Source organism: Clostridium cavendishii DSM 21758 (assembly GCF_900141845.1).
Classification (GTDB): domain Bacteria; phylum Bacillota; class Clostridia; order Clostridiales; family Clostridiaceae; genus Clostridium_AG; species Clostridium_AG cavendishii.
On the sequence record NZ_FQZB01000007.1, the window covers coordinates 266,279 to 287,709 of the forward strand.

The following is a 21,431-nucleotide window of genomic DNA, read 5'->3' on the forward strand; positions in this document are numbered from 1 at the left end:
CAAAGGTGATGAAAATTATTATGAGAGGATATCTAGAATTAGCAAATAGAAATCTAATAAGACATAAAAAGAATACTCTAGTATGTATTATAGGAATAATTATAGGTACTGTTATTATGACTATTACTAGTATAATTTATGAAGCAGAAAATAATACATTACAAGATAGTTTAAAAAAAGCTATTGGGTTTTATGATGTTAGATTTGAAAATCTTAACAAGGAGCAGGTTGAGAAATTAAAAAAAGATAAAAGAGTTAGTAATACGGCTATATATAAAAAAGTAGGAGTTTCTGAAATAGAGGGACGAAATATTAAGCAATATTGTGATGTTTTAGCATTAGGAGAGGATGCTTATAATAAGGTATTCAACCTTGATATTATAGCTGGAAGAAGGCCTGAAAATGGAAATGAAATTCTTATGGAGAATGCTGTTGCTTTAAACATGGAAAGTTCAGTAAAGATAGGAGACATAGTTGAACTTGATATTTTAACAGGTAAAGTTGAAGCTAATGATTTAAATAATAATTATATATATAATGAAATGAAAAGGCAAATGTCTGCTGTTGAATCTTATAAGATACAATCAGTTATAGAAAAAAAAGAAAAGAAAAAGTATAAATTAGTTGGTATTTTTCAATCACCGGAGGAATACAGCAATCAAGCAATTAATATGTTTACTAAATTAAATGCTGAAGATATTAATTCTATGAATAGCTTAGATTTATTTGCATTAGTTAATTTACAGGTTTTGTTACCAGAACAACGTATAGCTGATGATTTAGGGATTAAGTATATACCTAAAACAAAATTTACACCTTTACCACAAGGAAATATAGATTCTCAAATCAAATTCGTAGATTATACAAGTGTGAAAAAAACACATGGAGGATTAGGTTTTCTAGGTGCTGGAATTATAATGTTTGTTATTGGTATATTTATATTTGGAGTAACATACAATGTATTTAATATATCCATAGCTGAAAGGTTAAGACAATTTGGAATATTACGAGCTATAGGAGCAACAAGAAGGCAATTGGGAATGTTAGTTTTTTATGAGGCATTTGTTGAATGTATAATAGGAATAACAATAGGAATAATGCTAGGAATAATAAATACAAAGGGATTATTATTTGTTTTTAGTAAGGTCTTAAATTTAGATTTTTCTTATATAAATGTGTCATTAAGTTTATTTAAATTAATAATAATTATAGTTATAATGTTTTTTATTGTGATGTTAGCAGCATATATAGCTTTATTTAAAGATAGTATATTATCACCTATACAATCTATGAGCGAAGTTACATTATTAAATATTAAGAATTTGAATGAAACAAAAAATTATAAAAAGGTTAAAAAAATTAAAAAAATGTTTAATATAGAAGGAGAATTAGCATATAAGAATCTTTCAAGAAATGAAAAAAGAAATAAAAAGTGTTTAAAATCTATATCAGTAAGTATGGTAATTATATTATTCTTTTTTTGTCAAGTTTCATTTTATAAAGTTGAAAAGGTAAATGTAATGCCTTCAAGTAAATGGGATATTAACTATTTAAGGATAAATAGTCCAATTTTTAAAGAAGATATTTCTAATTTAAAAAGAATTCAAGGAGTAGAAGAAGTTTATTCTAATAAAACAACTTCACTGGGAGTACCAATTGAAAAAAATAAAGTTAATAATAAGGTGATGATTAGCTTTGAAAGTTATATGAAAAATTTTAATGTACCTGAAAGATGTTATAAAAATTATTATGCTTTGAATACTTTATTTAGAGGAGTTGATGAAAAATCGTTAGATTTATACAAATCTAATTTAAAAGAAGGAGAGCTTAATTATAATAAATTGAAAGATAATGGAATAATAATTGTGAACTCAGGTACAACTAATCAAGCAATTAATAGAGGATTTAATGTTGATTATGAGTTTTATGATATGGAAAATATTTTAAATGTAAAGGTAGGCGATAAGTTAAAAATACCTATAAGAGAAAAGCTTAATAATTATTCTGATATGGAAAAATATTTTAATAATGATACATCGGATTTTAAGGAATTTACAGTATTAGCTATAGTAGATAAAGATGTATTTTTAGATAATATGAGTAATAGAAATCCTAAAAACCTAACTCATGATGTAACATTTATAACAGCAAATGAAGTTTTTGATAAAGAGAAAATTGATACAACAAGTAATTTATTTATTAAAACTAATAAAAGTTTAAATAGAGAAGATATTTTGAAGGGAATAGGACAAGTTGCATCAGTTCATTATGATAGTTATACAGATTTTTATTCTAGAATGGTAGATTACAATAATAGTGTTACTAGAAGTTTATGTTGGGATATAAATTTTGCAATAAATATATTAATAATAGTTATTATTAATATAATGAACACTTTTAATGCTAATATTTTAATAAGAAATAAGGAATTTGGAGCTTTAAGAGCTATAGGAACAACAAAAAAACAGTTAAATAATATGTTGTTATTAGAAGTTATATTTTTAGGAATAGTAGCTTCTGTATTTGGTTTAATATTTGGTTCATTTCCAGCATGTTTATCACAAATGAGTATGAATAATTTTAATAAAAGCACTTTTAGCATGATAGTAATTATTACATGCTTAACTATAATAGCTTTAATTATTATATGTGTTTTGAGTACTTTAATTCCACTTAGAAAGCTTAAAAACCTAAGTATAGTTGATAATATTAGGAATGAGGAATAAATTTTATTTTAACTCCATCAAAGTTAGAGCTTTTTCTAACTTTGATGGAGTTATTTGAATTGAATAATATAAAAAACTATATATTAACTAGTACGTTAGAATTATCTCTTGAAGAAGTTATTATTATGATGATGTTAAAGGAAATCAAGAGTAGATACTCTAATTAATAAACATAAAAAATAAATATAAGTAAAAGTATAAAAGTTACGAAAAAATTACAATTGTTTTACAATAATGTAATGAATATCAACAAATACGTGATAAATGGTAAAATGTTTGTATAAGAATTAAAAATAATTGAAATTTTTAATAAATATTATATTTGGAGGGTAAAATGGAGGTTCTAAGAGCTGAAAATTTAGTTAAAAGTTATGGAAAAGATGAAGCACAAGTTAATGCTGTAACTGGAATTAACTTAAGTATAAATAAAGGAGAGTTTGTAGCTATAGTAGGCCCTAGTGGTTCTGGTAAAAGTACTCTTTTACATTTGCTAGGTGGGGTTGATAATCCAACTAGTGGGAAGGTATATATTGATGGTGTGGATATCTATAGTTTAAAAGAAAATGAACTTTCTATTCTTAGAAGAAGAAAGATTGGATTTATTTTTCAATATTATAATCTTATACCAGTTTTAAATGCAAAAGAAAATATATTAATACCTGTTTTATTAGATCATAAGAAAGAAGATTATAATTATATTGAAGAGCTTATTAATGTACTTGGCTTAGAAAAAAGAAAAAGTCACTTACCATCTCAACTATCCGGGGGACAACAGCAAAGAGTTGCAATAGGTAGAGCATTAGCAAATAAACCTTCAATAATATTAGCAGATGAGCCTACAGGAAATTTAGATTCAAAGAATACAAAAGAAATATTAGAACTTCTAAAATTATCAGTAAAGAAGTTTAATCAAACGTTAGTAGTTATAACACATGATTTAAATTTAGCAAGACAAGCAGATAGAATAATAAGGATAGCAGATGGAGAAATTGTTGGTGATAAATATAACAATGTAGAGAGTGTTATATAAAATGGGTAAATTATGGACAATTTAATCTAATTGTTTAAATTAATATAATAAAAAAATTAAAGAGTATTTTAGGAAAGGATCAAATAGTAATAATTATGAAAAGCTATCTAGAATTAGCTAATAGAAACTTAATAAATAATAGAAAGAACACTTTAGTATGCATTATAGGCATAATATTAGGAACAGTTATTATGACAACTACAAGTATAATTTATAGAGCTGAAAGTAATACATCAGAAGAGGCATTAAAAAAGGCTGTAGGCTATTATGATGTTAAATTTGAAAATCTTAGTAAAGAGCAGATTAAAAATTTGAAAAATGATAAAAGAGTTAGTAATTCTGCTGTTTATAAAAAAATAGGTATTTCAGAGGTTAAGAATAATTTTGAAAATCAATATTATGATGTATTAGCGCTAGGTAATGATGCTTATAATAATATATTCACATTTGATATTATAGCAGGTAGAAAACCAGAAAATAGTAGTGAAATTCTTATTGATAATTTTGTTTTAGAAACAATAGGAAAAGGGAGAAGGATTGGAGATAATATTGACTTTGATGTTCTATCTGGTCAGGTTTCGAGAGATGATTTGATATTTAAATCTAAACACAAAGGTAGCTATGATATTAAATCGATTATAGAAAAAAAAGAAAAGAAAAGTTATAAGATAGTAGGTATTTTTCAATCGCCAGAAGAGTATAAGAATAAGGCAAATACTATGTTTACTAGATTGACAGATGAAGAAATTAAATCAATGGATAAGTTAGACGTACTTGGAACATTAAAGTTTACTGACATGTATTTAGAAGATGGGATATCTAAAGATTTAGGAATAAAGTATATACCGAAAGTTGTAGTGCCAGATTATTTACAAGAAGGAGCAATACAATCTCAAGTTAAATGGCCAGATTATAGCTCAGTAAAAAATGCTGGTGGTGGGCTAGGTGCAGTAGGTGGAGTAATTATAATATTTGTTGTTTGCTTGTTTGTATTCGGAGTTATATATAATGCTTTTAATATATCAATAGTTGAACGCTTAAAACAGTTCGGTATACTTAGAGCAGTTGGAGCAACTAGAAAGCAATTGGGTAAATTGATTTTTTATGAAGCATTTATTATATATATAATAGGGATAACGGTAGGATTAGTGCTAGGTGTAGTAAATACAAGGGTGTTAGTTTTTGGTTTGTGTAAATTATTTGAATTAGATTTTTCATCTATAAAATTTTCAATATCTTTAAGCTATTTTGTAATTATTCCATTAAGCATATTATTTATTGTGATGTTAGCAGCAAATAAAGCTTTATTTAAAGATACAAAATTATCTCCTATACAATCTATGAATGAATCTACATTAATAGATGATTCTAAAATAGATAAAGTGAATGATATTAAAAAAATAAATAAAATATTTAATATAGAAGGAGAATTATCTTATAAAAATCTTTCTAGAAATAAAAAAAGAAATAAGACATGTTTAAAATCTATAGCTTTAAGTATGATAATTATAATGTTTTTCTTCTCTCAAATATTTTTATACAAAATAGAAGAGTCTAGCATTATGCCTTCAAACAATTGGGATATTAAATATTCAAGAATAAATAGGTCATTTTCTAATGAAGATATGTCAAATTTAAAGAAGGTTTCAGGAGTTGAAGATGTGTATGTTGATAAAACAATTTCTATTGGTATACCAATAGAAGAAAATAAACTAAATAAGCGAATTTTAGAAAGTTATAGTAGTCATACTACGGACATGGGTCAACCTGAAAGGGGATATAAAAACTATTATGGAGTAAAGAGCATATTTAGAGCGGTGGATGAAAATACATTAAAAGTATATGAAAGTAATTTAAAAGAGGGGGAGCTTAATTATAGTAAATTGATGAATGATGGTATAATAATTGTAAATTCAGGTACTACAGAAGTTGTTGCAAATATGGGGCAAGCTGGAATAAATCATTATTTTTACGATGTTGAAAAAATATTAGATGTAAAAGTAGGGGATAAAATAAAAATACCTATAGGCCAAAGTTTTACTATAGGAGAAGATATGAAAAAGTATTTTAATAGTGGGCATGTTGATACATCAAAGTTCAAAGAATTTACTGTAATTGGTATAGTAGCCAAGGATGCTTTACGAAATGCAATTAATACTAGAAAACCAGAAAATTTAACAGAAGATATAACTTTTATAACATCTAATGATGTCTTTTATAAACTAGGTATTAATGTGGTGGGAGATTTAGATATTAAAACAAATATAAATGGAGACAGAACAGAAGCTCTAAAAGGTATAAAAGAGTATGCATCTAGTAATTATGATAGTAATATAGATTTGTATTCAAAAATGATAGATTATAAAAATAGTGTTAATAGAGCTTTGTGTTGGGATGTTAATTTTGAGATAAATATATTAGTTATAGTTATTCTTAATATTGTTAATACTTTTAATGCAAGTATTATAGCAAGAAAAAAAGAGTTAGCGTCATTAAGGGCTATAGGAATGACTCGTAAACAAATAAATAAAATGTTATTATTAGAGGGTGCATTTTTAGGAGTTTTAGCATCATTCTTAGGTTTAATACTAGGTACATTACCTTCATATCTTTCTCAAATGTTCATGTACCAGAAGGATTATGGAAAACTAACCTTAATTTCATTAATAACCATAATTGTTCTGATAATTATATGTATATTGAGTACTATTGGCTCGCTTAGAAAACTAAGGAATTTAAGTATAGTTGATAATATTAGAAGTGAATAAGATATATGGTGTAATTTAGAAGCTACATTTACCTTAATATATTTGTTAAAAACAAAATAAAAGCAATATTAAATTTATTTTTTAGAAATCATATTATAGTATATATATTATTTATAAAAGAAATTTAATAATCTTTTAAGTTAATATTTGCACATATTAAAAGGTTATTTTAAAACTAATAATAAATAAGGGATAAAATGTTGACTTTATATTCTGCTAACTATACTATGAAACTTAGATAAATAAATACTAAGTTTTACTGGAGGTAAAAATGGCTAGAAATAATAGTGTTAAGGGTAATTTTAACTATAATAATATAGAAAAGACAAATAAGAATTTTATGTATAAGAATCTTAGAAGAAGTAATTGCTATAATTGCAATTTTTCAAATTCAAATTTTGATTTTTCAACCTTTAGAGGTGCTCATTTTAAATCATGTGATTTTTATGGAGCTAGTTTTATATGGACAGAATTTATTGGAACCAATTTAAAAGGAAGTAAATTTAAAGCTGCTAAGTTTGAAAATACAGTGTTTGAAGGTGTTAACTTAGATGGTGTAGAGTTTAAAGATGCTAAATTTAAAAATACTATATTTGTTGGAACAGATATTAACAAAGCACGTAATCTTAAATTTAAACAAGGTGAAGTTAGAGTTTTTGAAGGAATGCCAAAGATTAACATAAGTGAAGCTCTAGAAGCTTCTATTAAAAGTGCTATGGAAAACAGGTATGTTAAAACTTCAAGAATTTTTGATACTAAGGATGATGGCATAAATTTACTTAACATAATGATTTTATTAGAACATTTTGATGAAGAAGCGCTTATAAAAGGTTTAGGAATTATTGAAAGAGAGATAGATAGAGATTTTTATACTTTAAGTTATATTATAAAGTTTTTAAAAAGCAGAGAATTTTAAATATATGAATAATAGTCTTGAATTTTAGTGAAAAAATAGAAAGCAATACTTAGAAAGATAAAAAAGAGCCCACAATTTTAATAGTTGTGAGTTCTTTTTCTTTTAAAAGAATAATTTAATCACTATTATAATGTATTTAAATATCGTTCTCCTCTAAAAGTTATTTTAGCTTTATTATCATAAATAGTTATCTTACCACCTGCTGTAGCAAATTTAATATTTTCTATACAACCCTTATCTTTTTGAAGTGAATGTAATATATTCATTACTAAATCATTTGGATATTTTGGTATATATCTCGAAATATCTAATTCTTCTGTTTCTTGTAAATCAGTTAAGATTATTTTTTCTATTTCTAGTTCAAGTAATTTAGCCTTTTCAAGTTCGATTTCTTTAGAATCTTTTTTAGCTACTTTCTTTTTCATAAACTAATCCTCCAAGAATATATTTATTTTGATAAAATGCATATAAAAAATAATAAATTTAAATAAGGATATTATTTTTTATATTCCTAAAGTATATATTCTACAAGATTCATTGAAAACCTTTGTTTTTCATAATATTTTGAAAATTAAGCATTTTAATAAATTATACATAATGAGTGTAATTTAGCAAACAGTTATAAATGTTTTATATTGTTTTTGTAAACTAAATAGAGAAAAGTTTATTTATACATAGACAAATATGGAGAAAAGTTTTATAATAGTGATATAGTAATCATATAAGAAAAGAGGGGTATTTATGGAGGAAAAAGGTAATGAGGTTTTTTGGAATGCTAGAATAGAAGATCTTAAGAATGGTTATGTAAAAGATGAAGAAAAACTCACTTGTCTAATATGTAATGAAACTTTTGAATGTGGACGTATTTACAGTGTAGAAGAGAATTTTTATGATGCTAAAAAAACAGTAGAACACCACATAAAAGAAAAACACAGTTCAATGCTTGAGTATTTACTAAATATGAATTCTAGTTTTACTGGCATATCAGAAATACAAAAATCAGTTTTAAAGCTTATGGCAGCAGGGGTTTCGGATAAGGAGATAGCAACTATGTTAAGCTTAGCACCATCTACTATAAGAAATCACAGATATAAACTAAGAGAAAAGGAAAAACAGGCAAAATTATTTTTAACTATGATGGAATTATTAGCTGAAAATACTAATAAAAAAATAACCAAGCTAGAAAAGGCTGATATATGTGATGCTCATAAAAGTGCAACCACTTTAGATGATAGATTCAATATAACAGATAAAGAAAAGGCTGAGGTTATAAAAAACTATATAAATACAAATGGAAGTTTAAAAAACTATCCATCAAAGGAAAAGAAGAAGATAATAGTATTAGAAGTTATAAAAGCAAATTTTCAAAAAGATAAGGTTTATTCAGAAAAAGAAGTAAATAGAATTTTGAGTAGAATATATGAGGATTATGCAACGATTAGAAGAGCATTAATAGAATATGGTTTTTTAGATAGGTCAAATGATTGTGGAAGTTATTGGGTAAAAGAGTAAAGTGCTAAATTGCAATTTTAACTCAAAATTAAAGAATATTGGAGTTTTTTGTTATGCAAAATCTTAATTTGAAGTATGGATATATGGTTAAACAGCTTTTTAAAACTGAGAATCGGATTGTTGAAGAGTTATGTGAGAAGTGTTCAGATTATTATATATTACATGATGGAATAGTACCATCTAAAGAAGAAATAGATGAAGTGTTTACGGCTTTGCCACCAAATAAAAATTATGAAGATAAGTTTGTTTTAGGAATATATAAGTTTGACGAGTTGGTGGGCATAGTTGATATTATAAAAGATTATCATATTAGTGGAGAATGGATGATCGGATTAATGATGATTGAACTAAAGGAACGTAGAAATGGATTAGGAAGAATGGTACATGAAGCATTAATTGCATGGGCAACTTCATTTAGAATAGGAGTAATTGAAGATAATTATAATGGTATTAAATTTTGGTCTGCCTTAGGATATACAAAAATTAAAGAAGTTAATATGAAATTTAAGATAAAAACACATATAGTAGATGTCATGAGATTAAAGTTTTAGATTTTATCACAAAGGTTAAAATTAATATAAGTTTTGTTATATATAATACTTAATGTATCTCAAAGTAGTAAATATATAGGAATTGATTGTAAAAGTGGTATATAATTTTTTAATATAACAGGATTAAAGTTAACTGAAAATAGTAGGTTAACTTTTTTTATTTAAAGAATATGGAACCAAATAGCGGAGAAATACATCTTATTAATGAAAAGACAATAAGAGGGAGGAAATAGAGTGTTTTTAAATAGAAAAATAGATATAGATACTAAAGAAAAAACTATTGTTGATTATGTGGCACAAGCTATACAAGGAGATAAGGATGCCTTTTGCTATCTTATAAGGTACTTTGAAAAAGATATGAATGCTATAGCAATGTGTATATTAAAGGATGAAGCAAATGTGGCTGATGCTATAGGTGAAGGGGTATTAAAAGCTTACAAGAATATAAACACACTAAAGAATTTAAATGTTTTTAAAAGCTGGTTACTTAAGATTATAGTTAATGAGTGTAATGCTATTTTAAGAAAAAATTCTAAGCTTGTAGTATTAGACAAGAATGATTTTGAATTTATAGAATGCAATGATAAATATGAAAACTTAGATATAAAAAGAGCTTTAGAAAATTTATCGCCTAAACACAAGATAATAATAGAACTTTATTATTATCAAGATATGTCAGTAGAAGAAATAGGTAATATTTTAGAAATATCTGAGGGCACAGTTAAATCAAGACTATCAAGAGCAAGACAAAATCTTTATCAAATGCTAAGGGAGGTTTAAAAAATGGATAGGTTAGACAAGCTTATAAAAGAGAATAAGAATAATATTGAAGTTAGCGAGAAGGTCCATCAGAGGCTAGAAGATACTTTAAATATAATAAAGAATGATACTAATCAAGAAGAGCAAAAAATAAAATTAGAAAAGAGAAAGACAAAAATTAACTTCAAAAAGGCAGTATTGGTGGCAAGTATTACTTTAGTTACATTAATATCAGTTGGAATTAAGTTTGATGTCTATGCAAAATTTGGAGACTTGATGAAAAAATTTGAAAAGCAAGGAGATGTACCTGAAAAGGTAGAACTTTATACAAATGTTATAGAAAAAAGTATAGAGGATAATGGATATAAAGTTAATATAGAATGTATAATGGCGGACTCTCATACTATAAGGTTATTTTATGATATAGCGTCAGAGAAAAATGAAAAGCAAAAGCCTGGAATATGGGGCGAAAAAATGCTTATAAATGATAAAAATTTTTCTGAGTATGGGTGGATATCTGGAGAAGGTCATGATGTTCAAGATGATAACAAGAAATGGTCAGGAAACATGCTAGTTTTAAGGTTTGAAAAAGAATTACCAAAAAACTTTAATTTTAAGTGGAATATTAATAATATATCAAAACAGGAAGGAAAATGGAATTTTAATATTAATGTAGATGGAGAAAAAATAGCTAAGGAAACTATAGTTAAGGATGTAAATAAAGATGGAAAATTACAATTTGCAGACTTTAAAGTTAATAAGGTAGAAGCTTCTCCTGTAGAATTAAAAGTTCAAGGGGAGCAGATTATAAATGATTCAACTGTGAAAATATTAGGTGATAGACAGCAGAATTTTGATTGGTATGGTATAAAATATATTGTAGTAGATGAAGATAATAAAATATTACCTTTAGCTACTGGAGATTTTTGTGAATGGTGGAATGGGGGGCAGTATAAGAAAAATTATACTTGGTCCTATAAAGTGAAAAATAAAATACCAAATAAAATTAAAATAATCCCTTGTGATAAATTAGAGATATTTGGTAATAATTCTCATGAATATGATCAGTTTGATGTAGGTGAAAAGGATATTCCTTTATATGAAGGTAAGAATGGAGGTTTAGATATTAAATCTATTGAGGATAAGGGGGATTTTTTAGAGGTTAACGTTAAAATTAAAGGTTATTTAAGATTTGAGTTATTAAATAGCTTAGTTCTAATTAAATCTGATGATAAAAATAAAGTATATCCAGAAGAATCATGTTTTAGTGAGGAATCAAGAAAATATATAAATGAAAATTTAGATAAAGAAGAACATAAGTTAAAATTTTATAAATTCGATGGGAAAAGCAAAAAATATTCTATAAGGTTTAAGGCAGGACATAAAGGTAGTTATATTGATAAGATTTATAGGGTTTATGAAGATAAATTTATAGATGTTGATTTAAATAAATAATTTAAAATTCACAACTAAATTAAAATTAATTTAGTTGTGAATTTTTTTTATGTCATAAATTTTTGATGATAATGTTTACAAAGATGTATTTGGGGTATATAATTATGTGAAAGCGGTATATTACCATAAAGTGATAATATATGTATTATAGTAATAATTTGTAAAGTAGTATGATGTATCGCTTTAATATTACCTTATATTTAATATAAGGAGATTAAAAGGGGGAAAAACATGAGAAAAATGTGCAAAATGAAAAGGGTTACAGGTGCGTTACTTACAGTTATGATGACAGCTTATACTGTAACACCAGGCTTTTCAACACTAGTAAGAGCTGATGAACTTCAAAAAGGAGACAAGGTTATTGACTTAGTTGGAATAACAGATTTCCATGGACAATTAACTTATGTGAAGGGTGATAAAGTTACTCAAACAGCAGCAATTTTATCTAAAGCAGTAAAAGATGTACAAAAAAGTAATCCTGAAGGAACATTAGTAATAGGTGGTGGAGATTTATATCAAGGTACTCCAGAATCAAACATATTAAAAGGGGTTCCAGTACAAAAAGTAATGAGTGGACTAGGTATGGAAGTTACTGCACTTGGGAATCATGAATTTGACTGGGGATTAGAAACAATAAAAGATGAAACAATGAAAGATGCAAAATACGAAATTCTTTGTGCTAATATGTACAAAAAAGGTACGAATGAAAGACCATACAAACCATATAAAGTTATCAAAAAAAATGGAGTTAAAATAGCTGTAGTTGGTGCTATTAGTACAGATACTCCAGGAATAGTTTTAAAATCCAGAGTTGAAAATTACGAATTTAAAGATGAAGCAACAGAAATAAACAAAGCAGTTGAAGAAGTTAAAGATGCAGAAAAACCAGATGCTGTAATATTAACTATTCATGAAGGTGAGAGAGATGACCCAAAAGAAATTCCTCTTACAAAGGTTGTTAATAAGTTAAAGGGAGTTGATGCTGTATTTGGTGGACATTCCCATTGGCAAAAGGATATGATAGTCAAGGATGCGGATGGTAAGGAAAGACCAGTTGTTATAGCAAGTTCTAATGGAAAAGGTTATGTAGACATGAAAATGACAGTTAAGGCTGATAACACTCTATCATTTTCAGCTCCAAAAACAAACTATAATAATTTATTAAAAGCAAAAGAAGAAGATCCAGAAGCAAGAGCTATAGTTGATGAGGCTGTAGCACAAGTTGCCCCTAAATTTGCAGTTGAAATAGGAAGTACAACTAAAGGTTTAAATAGAAGTTTTAAAGGAGACTATGGAGATTCTCAACTAGGTAATTGGGCATGTGAAGTAACAAAGAAAGCAACTAAGGCAGATGTTGCAATACAAAATAATGGAGGAATAAGAGCAGATATACCAGCTGGAAAGATTACAGTAGGTACAATGTTTAATATAATGCCATTTGATAATGAATTAGTAACTCTTGAATTAACAGGAGCTCAATTCAAAACTTTACTTGAACAATCTGTTGCTGATACTGAAAAGGGTAAGGCAAGTGGAGTTCAAATAGCAGGTGCTAAATTTGAATATGATATGAGTAGACCAAGTGGTAACAGAATAACTAAGGTTACAAAGGATGATGGTAGTGCAATAAAAGCTGATCAAAAATTAGTTCTTGCTACTTCAGACTTTTTATCAACAGGTACAGCTAGTAATCTTACTGTTTTTGGTGATAAAACAATTCAAGAATCAATCAATAAAACACATCGCTTATTAAGAGATGTATTTGCTGATGCAGTTAAAGAGACTGGAGTTATAGATTCAGCGGTGGATGGTAGAATAAAAGTAGGTAAAGTAGTTGAAAATGCAGATAAAAATGTACAAATATTAGCTACTTCTGACCTTCATAACAGAATGGTAGCTTGGGATTATGCAACAGATTCGGCTAATCCAAAGGGAAGCTTTGCAAAAGTAGCTACTAAAGTGAAAGCGCTAAGAGAGACTAATGAAAATACAATATTGGTAGATGCTGGAGATGCTGTACAAGATAATTCAGCAGCATTATTCTTAGATATGACTAAGTATCCAGTTCATCCAATGATACAAGGAATGAACAAATTAGGTTATGATATATGGACATTGGGTAATCATGAATTTAACTATGGAATACCAACATTAAAGAATTTTATAAAGACTTCAAATGCGAAAGTACTTTGTGCAAATCTTTATGATACTGATGGTAAGACAAGAATAGCGGCGCCATATGAAATAGTAGAAAGAGATGGAGTTAAAATAGGTTTTATAGGAATAACAACTCCTAATATAAATAAATGGGATTCAGTTAACTTAAAAGATTATAAAGTTACAGGTGCAGTAGAAGAAGTTCAAGCAGCTATAAAAGAGCTTACAGGAAAAGTTGATACTATGGTTGGAGTTTTCCATATGGGAGAGCAAGATGAGTATGATATACCTGAAACAGGTGTTATATCTGTAGCAAGTAAGTGTCCGGAATTATCAACAATAATAGCTGCACACATGCATATAACTATAGATAAGCATTATGCTTATAAAGGAAAAGCATATGGTTCTATTACTGATAAAACTGGAAAGATTACTTATGTAGCTTTAGATAAGGATATAAATTCTACAAATGTAACTAAAGAAGAATATGATGAAGCTGTTAAAAATGGAGTTATGATTGTAGAAAACGGTAAGTTTGCAGAAAACTTAGGAAAGTTAAATTTAACATTTGCTAATAAAGATGGTAAATACCAATTAACAAATAAAACTTTTGGATTAGAAAATTTGGCTAATGTTGAAGAAGACAAAGAATTTGTTGAATTATTTAAACAATATGATGAAATTGCTAAACAAGATGCAAAAATAGTAATTGGACAACTTAAAGGTGGAGATTTAGTTCCACAAGATGTAGTAAAGGGAATACCAGAATCACAAGTAGCTCCAACAGCTATGATTGATTTAATAAACAAAGTTCAAATGTACTATGGAGAAAAAATTTCTGGTAAGAAAATAGATGTAGCTGCAGCTGCTGCATTTAGGGGAGATGCAAATATTAAGGAAGGTAATATTACTAAATCAGGTACTTCTTTAATATACAAATATGATAATACTTTATATGTAGTTGAAGTTACAGGAAAACAATTAAAAGAATATATGGAATGGTCATCAAGTTACTATAATACTTATAAAGATGGTGACTTAACAGTATCATTTAATCCTAAAATGCCAGGTTACAACTATGATATGTTTACAGGTGTTAAATATCAAATTGATATTTCTAAAAATGTTGGTAATAGAATACTAAACTTAACAAAGATGGATGGAACAAAAATAACTGATGATATGAAATTAACTCTTGCAGTAAATGATTATAGAGGAAAGAGCCAATTAATGGGCGCTAAAACAATCTTCAGTGATAAGAGTGAAGCAAAATTGATATGCAAATCAGAAGATAAAATGGGCGATGACGGAAGAATAAGAGACTTACTAAGAAGTTATATAGTAGATGTTAAAAGCGGAGTTATTACTCCAGAATGTGATAACAATTGGTCAATAGTAGGTAACAATTGGGATCCAGCTCAAAGAGCAGCTTTAATAAAAGCAGTTAATGAAGGAAAATTACAACCTAAAGCATCAGAAGATGGTAAGACATCAAATGCTATAGCTTTAACATGGGCTGATGTACAAGCAGTAGGGGGTTCAGTAGATCCTAGTAATCCAGTAGATCCTAGTAATCCAGTGGATCCAAACAAACCAGTGGATCCAACTAATCCAGTAGATCCAGGTAAACCTGTAAATCCAACTAAACCTGAAAATAAAGAACAAGCAAAAGTTGAATCTAAGCTTGAAAATAATAAAGTTGTTGTAAATAAAATAGCTAATAAAGATGCTGAAAATGTAATTGAAGCAAAAGATTTAGATAGCAAAAATGTAACTGAAATTGAAATAGGAAATGCTGAAGAAATGAGAGATGGTAAAGGTAGTATTAAAGTGAATATTAAAGATGCTGTTATAAACCTTCCTTTCTCAGCTATAGATAAAGAGCTTTTAGTTCCAGGTTCAACTGTAGTATTAAGAAGCAAGGTCATAGACAATGCTGATATAGTTAAGAACTTAAAAGGTGTTAAAAAAGTATACAGCTTTGACTTAATTGTGAAAAATGGAGATAAGGAAACTCAAATTCATAATTTCAAAGATGGAAAAGCAGAAATAACAATAACATTAAGTGATGATGAATTAAAAGGATTAAATAAAGATAAACTAGCAGTATTCTATTATAATGAACAAACTAAGAAGTTTGAAATAATGGAAACTAAAGTTGATGGAAACAAGGTTACATTCTTAACTCCTCACTTCTCACAATATGTAATAGCAGAAAAGCAAGATGGAGATAGCTCATTGCCTAAAACAGGAAGTGATGTAAATACAACAAATGTTGCGCTATTAGCATTAGGTCTTATAGGACTAGGAGTAGTTGTTATTAGAAGAAAAAAATAATATGATTATATAAATTTAAGGTACTGAAAATATGTTAAAGATTTTTAGTACCTTATTTTCATTAAAACAATTTAGTATTTAAATTACAGGTTTATAAGAAATTTTTGAAATCAAAGAAGCATTGACAATTTTAGCAAATGGGTCTAAACTAGAGATGATAAAGATTATCAAATAATTTAATATACAGGGGAGGTTCACGCCTGAGAGGAGATATTATCTCGACCCTTAACCTGATTTGGATAATGCCAACGTAGGGAGTTTTTATGCAAGAAAAGCTATAAAGCTATACCGTTAATTGGTATAGCTTTTTTTTACTTTTATAAGTAAAAATATAAATTATAATTTGGGTAGTTGGACTTACTGGGTTAATTTTAATTATACTTATTAGGTGTTTAGGGAAGAAATAAACTATTTATTGTTTTAATGAGAGAAGGAGGAAAAAAATATGAGGTTAGGAAATGTTAGCTTACAAGTAATACCATTAGTAGAACCAGAAAAAGTATATCCAGTAGTAGATAAGGTTATAGAATATATAGCTTCTACGGGGGTTAAGTATGAGGTAGGACCTATGGAAACTACTATGGAGGGTGATTTGAAGGAATTATTAGATATAGTTTCAGTTGCACAGGATATTTGTGTAGAGCAAGGGGCTTATAGGATAGCTTCAGTTGTGAAAATAGATTATAAACCAGAGGGTGTTACAATAGATGAAAAAGTTAAGAAATATAGGAAGTAGAATAGCACCTATAATATTTTTTGTTTTGCTAATAATATTATGGGAGCTTATAGTACATATAAATGGAGTAAAAGCTTATATACTTCCATCACCTAGTGTGATTATGAAAGCTTTAATAAAGGATTCGGGTTTATTATTAGAACATAGTAAAATAACTATGTATGAAGCTTTTCTAGGATTTTTAATAGCTATTTTATTATCACTAGCTTTATCTATTATTATGGATGCTTTTACTTTAATTAAAAAATGTCTATATCCATTAATTATAGTGTCTCAAACAGTACCAATAATAGCTTTAGCACCATTATTTATAATATGGTTTGGTTTTGGAATAATGCCAAAGGTAATAGTTGTAGTTATGGTATGTTTTTTTCCTATGGTTATCAGTTTAGTTGATGGAATGGCTTCCGTAGATGAAGAATATATTAATCATTTCAGGCTTATGGGAGCAAATAAAATACAAATATTTTTTAATTTAAAATTACCTTATGGACTTATAAATTTCTTCTCGGGTATGAGAATAGCTGCTACTTATTCTATAATGGGAGCAATTATAGGAGAGTGGCTTGGAGGAGAAAAAGGGTTAGGTATATATATGGTTAGAGCAAAGTCCGCATATGCCTTGGACAAGGTTTTTGCAGCAATAATAATAGTAGTAGTTTTATCTATAATATGTGTTAACTTTATAAAATTTATAGAAAAAATAGCTACACCTTGGAAAAAAATTAATAATAAAAGGTAGGGTGAAAGTAGTGAAAAAGAAACTTTTAAGCATAATAGCATTAACAATAGTTTCAAGTATTTTAATAACAGGTTGTACAAAGAAACAAGATGATTCTAAAGCAGCATCTACTAAGGATTTAGAGAAGGTAAAGCTAATTCTAGATTGGACCCCAAATACAAATCATACAGGACTGTATGTTGCTAAAGATAAGGGATATTTTAAAGATGAAGGCTTAGAGGTAGAAATAGTTCAACCTTCAGAAGGTGCAGTAAGCCAACTTATAGCAGCTAATAAAGGAGATTTTGGTATAAGCTATCAAGAGGATGTAACATTTGCTAGAACATCAGAAAGTAGTTTGCCTATAAAAGCTGTTGCAACAATAATACAACATAATACATCAGGTTTTGCTGCACCTAAAAGTAAAGGAATAAAGACCCCAAAGGATTTTGAAGGAAAGACCTATGGTGGTTGGGGGTCGCCTTCTGAAAATGCTATATTAAAAGCAGTCATGGAGAAAGATGGCGGAGATTTTAATAAACTAAAAATAGTTAATATAGGAAGCGATGATTTCTTTGCAGCAACTCAAAAAAATGTAGATTTTGCTTGGATTTTTGAAGGCTGGGCAGGAATAGAGGCTAAACAAAAGGGAATAGATTTAGATTATATTGAAATAGGTAAACTAAATAAGGCATTGGATTACTATACACCTATAATAATAGCCAATGAAGAGACAATAAATAAGAAGCCGGAACTAGTTAAAAAGTTTCTAAAAGCAACTTCTAAAGGCTATGAATATGCTATACAAAATCCAGAGGATGCAGGTAAAGTATTACTTAAAAATTCTCCAGAACTTAATGAAGCCTTAGTTATGGAAAGTCAAAAGTATTTAAAAGATAAATATAAAGCAGAGAGTCCAAGATGGGGAGAAATGAAGGAAAGTGTATGGGATAACTATAGTAAATTCCTTTTAGATAATAAATTAATACCTAAAGAATTAAAAGCAAAGGATGCATTTACAAATGAATTCTTACCAAAATAAAATATTAATAAAAGATTTAGATAAAAGTTTTAAAAATTTAAAGGTATTAAAAGATATAAATTTAGAGGTTAATGAAGGGGAACTTGTTTCCCTTTTAGGTCCATCAGGAAGTGGTAAAAGTACAATTTTCAATATTATAGCTGGAACAATGGAAAAGGATAGTGGATTGTTAGAGGTAAATGGAGATATTAGTTATATGTATCAAAAAGATATGATGTTACCTTGGAAAACCATAATGAATAATATAGCTATGCCATTAGTCTTAAAAGGAAAACATAAAAAGGAAGCTAAAGCTTTAGTATTAGAGAGTATAGAAGAGTTTGGTTTAGCTGGATTTGAAGACAAGTATCCTTCACAGTTATCTGGAGGAATGCTTCAAAGAGCTAACTTTTATAGAACATATCTTACATCTTCCGATATTATGCTTTTAGATGAACCTTTTGGAGCTTTAGATTCTATAACAAGAACTAAAATGCAAAGATGGCTTTTAAATCTTAGAAAAAAGGTAAATTCAACAATATTGTTTATAACTCATGATATTGATGAAGCCATTATTCTTTCAGATAGAATATATATAATATCTAAAAAGCCTGCTACTGTACTAGAGAATATAAAAGTTACATTGCCTCATAACAACAGACAGGAAGCTTTAACGACAGAAGAATTTTTAAAGATAAAAAGAAATATTTTAGAAGTTATGAAGGAAGAAATATAATTAAAACAGAAGTTGAAATATTGTAGTTTGTTAAAAATTAGGTGGATTTAAAATATTTCAAATCAAAAATTTAAATAATCTTATATAATTTTCAATGACTTTAATTCAAACTGGTCTTAGAAAATTATATAAGATTGTTTTTTATAATTAAATAAATATATAGGTTCTAACAAATAATCTTTATATATAACACTTAAAATAATTTATATGATTTTGAATAATCTTAATGTAGAAAGGTAATTAAGATTCATATAATACAAAGTTTTTGTTAAATTTATACACAGAAATATTGACTAAGAATTTAAAAAGAGATATACTTTTGTCATAAACTTTTAAAAGTTTATAATAAAAGTATGGTGGTGAGAGATTTTGACTGAAAAGGAGAAAATGATTGCTGGAGATTTTTATAATACAAGAGATGGTGAATTAATAGAAATGTATCACAAAGCTCGTAAACTTATTGATGACTTTAATAAGACTACATCTTATGAAATGGATGAAAAACAAAGTATCTTAAAAAAATTATTAGGTAGTATAGAAAATGGGGTTTGGATAGAAAAACCTTTTTATTGTGATTATGGTGAAAATATAAGTATAGGAGAAAATACTTTTATTAATTTTAATTGTACATTTTTAGATTGTAATAAGATAACTGTAGGAGAAAATGTTTTAATTGGACCAAATGTCCAAATATATACAGCATCTCATCCGTTAAGACCAATGGAAAGAATAAATAAAGATATATCTAATGGAGAAGCGCCCTATAAAACATTTTCTAGACCGGTAAAGATAGGGAATAATGTATGGATTGGTGGTAATGTTACAATATTGCCAGGTGTTGAAATAGGAGATAATTCGGTTATCGGTGCTTCAAGTGTAGTTACAAAATCTATACCTAGTAATTCAATTGCTTATGGAAATCCATGTAGAGTAGAGAAAACAGTTTAAACAAAGGAGAAAATATGATAAATAAATCAGGAAAGCCAAAAGATTTAAAAAGAGTGAATATAAACTTAGTATTAAATGCTATAAAAAAGAGAAAAACTGCAACTAGAGCAGAACTAGTAAGTGATACTGGTATAAGTCATACTACAGTTAGAAATATATTATCAGAACTTTTAGAAAAGGAAGAAATATTAGTAGATGGATTAGATGAATCCAGTGGTGGAAGAAGGGCTGAACGATATTCTTTAAATATAAATAAAAAAAGTATATTGATAATGTATATAGAAGGAAGAAAATTATGGTACAATATATCAAATATTATTGGAGAAGAAATTTTTAAGGAAAGCTTGGATATAGAAGAAAAGTTAAGTAGTAATTTATTAGAAAAACTTTTAGACAAGCTTTTTGAAAAATATAATAATATAAAAGCTGTAGGAATGGCTGTTCCTGGAATAGTAAAAGATAGTGGATATTTAAGTGGATTATACTTAGAAGATTTAAGTGACATAGATATAAAAAAATATATAGAAGATAAGTATAGTGTGCCGGTTATACTTGAGAATGATTTAAATTCTGTAGCATTAGGTTTTTTGAATGAATATATAAAAGGAAACAAAGATAATTTTAAAATGCTTAATATGATTTACATGCACTTTACTAGAATAGGAGCGGGAGCAGGAGTAATAGTTAATGGTAGTTTAGTTAGAGGAAATTATAATTATGCAGGTGAAATTGGGTTTATGAAGATTAATAATTCTTATGTTAATGATTTGTTGACTAAGGAATTGAAAGATAGTGATTATGTAGATTTGATTTCTAAGATAATATCAGCAGCAACATGTTTAATAGATCCTAAATATATAGTACTAGGTGGAGAAGAATTTAGGTATAAATTAATATATGATATTGTAGAAGAAACTAAGAAAAATAATCCAAATACCAAAATGGAATTATTAACTATAGAGGATAGCCATAAATTTGGTATTGAAGGTATAAGTAAACTTACTTTAGATTTGATAAATGAAGAGATAAAATTAGTAGAAAAGGATGGTCAATTATAA

At 27.3% G+C, this 21,431-nt stretch carries 16 protein-coding genes and 1 riboswitch; of the genes, 15 read left to right on the top strand and 1 reads right to left on the bottom strand.

Features of this window, described 5'->3' with window-relative positions; all coding sequences use genetic code 11:
• The first annotated feature begins 20 nt into the window (after window positions 1-20).
• The 4 genes from BUB01_RS08465 (at window position 21) to BUB01_RS08480 (ending at window position 7,440) form a co-directional block, all read left to right on the top strand.
• Window positions 21-2,726, top strand: coding sequence for an ABC transporter permease (locus BUB01_RS08465; protein ID WP_072986261.1), 2,706 nt, complete (start codon window positions 21-23; stop codon window positions 2,724-2,726).
• A 334-nt stretch (window positions 2,727-3,060) separates the two neighbouring features.
• On the top strand, window positions 3,061-3,756 hold the full coding sequence (locus BUB01_RS08470; RefSeq protein ID WP_072986262.1) for an ABC transporter ATP-binding protein: 696 nt from the start codon (window positions 3,061-3,063) through the stop codon (window positions 3,754-3,756).
• 95 nt (window positions 3,757-3,851) lie between these two features.
• Window positions 3,852-6,524, top strand: a complete 2,673-nt coding sequence (locus BUB01_RS08475) for an ABC transporter permease (protein WP_072986263.1) — start codon at window positions 3,852-3,854, stop codon at window positions 6,522-6,524.
• Window positions 6,525-6,795: 271 nt separating this feature from the next.
• On the top strand, window positions 6,796-7,440 hold the full coding sequence (locus BUB01_RS08480) for a pentapeptide repeat-containing protein (protein ID WP_072986264.1): 645 nt from the start codon (window positions 6,796-6,798) through the stop codon (window positions 7,438-7,440).
• Window positions 7,441-7,565: 125 nt separating this feature from the next.
• Here the strand turns inward: BUB01_RS08480 and BUB01_RS08485 are convergent, their stop codons facing one another.
• Entirely contained in the window at window positions 7,566-7,865 is a 300-nt protein-coding gene (locus tag BUB01_RS08485) for a hypothetical protein (protein WP_072986265.1), read from the bottom strand.
• Between the two features lie 316 nt (window positions 7,866-8,181).
• On the opposite strand from BUB01_RS08485, the gene BUB01_RS08490 reads away from it, so the two are divergent.
• From BUB01_RS08490 to BUB01_RS08540, 11 genes are all read left to right on the top strand, one after another.
• Complete coding sequence (locus BUB01_RS08490) at window positions 8,182-8,952, top strand: DUF2087 domain-containing protein (RefSeq protein WP_072986266.1); 771 nt, start codon at window positions 8,182-8,184, stop codon at window positions 8,950-8,952.
• A gap of 53 nt (window positions 8,953-9,005) precedes the next feature.
• Window positions 9,006-9,503, top strand: a complete 498-nt coding sequence (locus tag BUB01_RS08495; protein WP_072986267.1) for a GNAT family N-acetyltransferase — start codon at window positions 9,006-9,008, stop codon at window positions 9,501-9,503.
• A gap of 234 nt (window positions 9,504-9,737) precedes the next feature.
• On the top strand, window positions 9,738-10,283 hold the full coding sequence (locus BUB01_RS08500) for an RNA polymerase sigma factor (protein WP_084108528.1): 546 nt from the start codon (window positions 9,738-9,740) through the stop codon (window positions 10,281-10,283).
• A 3-nt stretch (window positions 10,284-10,286) separates the two neighbouring features.
• On the top strand, window positions 10,287-11,717 hold the full coding sequence (locus BUB01_RS08505; RefSeq protein WP_072986268.1) for a DUF4179 domain-containing protein: 1,431 nt from the start codon (window positions 10,287-10,289) through the stop codon (window positions 11,715-11,717).
• 231 nt (window positions 11,718-11,948) lie between these two features.
• A complete protein-coding gene (locus BUB01_RS23675; RefSeq protein WP_072986269.1) occupies window positions 11,949-16,211 on the top strand; it encodes a 5'-nucleotidase C-terminal domain-containing protein in 4,263 nt (1,420 codons plus the stop codon).
• A 175-nt stretch (window positions 16,212-16,386) separates the two neighbouring features.
• Window positions 16,387-16,485, top strand: a riboswitch (TPP riboswitch).
• 171 nt (window positions 16,486-16,656) lie between these two features.
• Window positions 16,657-16,947 (top strand): thiamine-binding protein, encoded by a 291-nt coding sequence (locus BUB01_RS08515; RefSeq protein ID WP_072986270.1) that lies wholly within the window; start codon window positions 16,657-16,659, stop codon window positions 16,945-16,947.
• Window positions 16,919-17,689 carry an ABC transporter permease gene (locus tag BUB01_RS08520; protein WP_072986271.1) on the top strand — a complete coding sequence of 257 codons (771 nt, stop codon included), beginning with the start codon at window positions 16,919-16,921 and terminating at the stop codon, window positions 17,687-17,689. The genes BUB01_RS08515 and BUB01_RS08520 overlap by 29 nt, the downstream gene beginning before the upstream one ends.
• 10 nt (window positions 17,690-17,699) lie before the next feature.
• The gene (locus BUB01_RS08525) at window positions 17,700-18,710 is read left to right on the top strand and encodes an ABC transporter substrate-binding protein (RefSeq protein WP_143152474.1); all 1,011 of its coding nucleotides are present in this window, start codon (window positions 17,700-17,702) and stop codon (window positions 18,708-18,710) included.
• The gene (locus BUB01_RS08530) at window positions 18,691-19,425 is read left to right on the top strand and encodes an ABC transporter ATP-binding protein (RefSeq protein ID WP_072986273.1); all 735 of its coding nucleotides are present in this window, start codon (window positions 18,691-18,693) and stop codon (window positions 19,423-19,425) included. The genes BUB01_RS08525 and BUB01_RS08530 overlap by 20 nt, the downstream gene beginning before the upstream one ends.
• A gap of 369 nt (window positions 19,426-19,794) precedes the next feature.
• Window positions 19,795-20,373 (top strand): sugar O-acetyltransferase, encoded by a 579-nt coding sequence (locus BUB01_RS08535; protein WP_072986274.1) that lies wholly within the window; start codon window positions 19,795-19,797, stop codon window positions 20,371-20,373.
• A 14-nt stretch (window positions 20,374-20,387) separates the two neighbouring features.
• A complete protein-coding gene (locus BUB01_RS08540; protein WP_072986275.1) occupies window positions 20,388-21,431 on the top strand; it encodes an ROK family protein in 1,044 nt (347 codons plus the stop codon).

Coding starts and splice junctions, on each gene's coding strand:
- BUB01_RS08465 (WP_072986261.1), top strand. CDS start 21: ATGAGAGGATATCTAGAATTAGCAAATAGAAATCTAATAAGACATAAA.
- BUB01_RS08470 (WP_072986262.1), top strand. CDS start 3,061: ATGGAGGTTCTAAGAGCTGAAAATTTAGTTAAAAGTTATGGAAAAGAT.
- BUB01_RS08475 (WP_072986263.1), top strand. CDS start 3,852: ATGAAAAGCTATCTAGAATTAGCTAATAGAAACTTAATAAATAATAGA.
- BUB01_RS08480 (WP_072986264.1), top strand. CDS start 6,796: ATGGCTAGAAATAATAGTGTTAAGGGTAATTTTAACTATAATAATATA.
- BUB01_RS08485 (WP_072986265.1), bottom strand. CDS start 7,865: ATGAAAAAGAAAGTAGCTAAAAAAGATTCTAAAGAAATCGAACTTGAA.
- BUB01_RS08490 (WP_072986266.1), top strand. CDS start 8,182: ATGGAGGAAAAAGGTAATGAGGTTTTTTGGAATGCTAGAATAGAAGAT.
- BUB01_RS08495 (WP_072986267.1), top strand. CDS start 9,006: ATGCAAAATCTTAATTTGAAGTATGGATATATGGTTAAACAGCTTTTT.
- BUB01_RS08505 (WP_072986268.1), top strand. CDS start 10,287: ATGGATAGGTTAGACAAGCTTATAAAAGAGAATAAGAATAATATTGAA.
- BUB01_RS23675 (WP_072986269.1), top strand. CDS start 11,949: ATGAGAAAAATGTGCAAAATGAAAAGGGTTACAGGTGCGTTACTTACA.
- BUB01_RS08515 (WP_072986270.1), top strand. CDS start 16,657: ATGAGGTTAGGAAATGTTAGCTTACAAGTAATACCATTAGTAGAACCA.
- BUB01_RS08520 (WP_072986271.1), top strand. CDS start 16,919: ATGAAAAAGTTAAGAAATATAGGAAGTAGAATAGCACCTATAATATTT.
- BUB01_RS08530 (WP_072986273.1), top strand. CDS start 18,691: ATGAATTCTTACCAAAATAAAATATTAATAAAAGATTTAGATAAAAGT.
- BUB01_RS08540 (WP_072986275.1), top strand. CDS start 20,388: ATGATAAATAAATCAGGAAAGCCAAAAGATTTAAAAAGAGTGAATATA.